The organism is Paracraurococcus lichenis (genome assembly GCF_030657435.1).
In the GTDB taxonomy this organism is placed as follows: Bacteria; Pseudomonadota; Alphaproteobacteria; order Acetobacterales; family Acetobacteraceae; genus Paracraurococcus; species Paracraurococcus lichenis.
The window spans coordinates 1-212 of sequence record NZ_JAUTWS010000634.1; the positions used below are offsets into that span (position 1 = coordinate 1).

The window sequence follows — 212 nt, forward strand, 5'->3', positions numbered from 1 at the left end:
CCGCCGCGTTGAAGCCTTGCTTGCCGAGCGGGAGGACCTGGCACCGATTGTCCAGCCCATGCTGGCAGCATGGCGAGGGGTGCGCGCGCAGATCGCAGCTTTTGACAAGGCGATACGGGCACTGGCGAGAGCAAGCCCGACGTGCCGCCTATTGATGAGCGTGCCCGGCATTGGGGTCGTGTCTGTCCTGTCCTATGTCAGCATGGTGGAGG

At 64.6% G+C, this 212-nt stretch carries 1 pseudogene; it reads left to right on the forward strand.

What is annotated here, in order from left to right:
• Positions 1–212: pseudogene (locus Q7A36_RS41520) on the forward strand (IS110 family transposase); the annotation flags it as partial.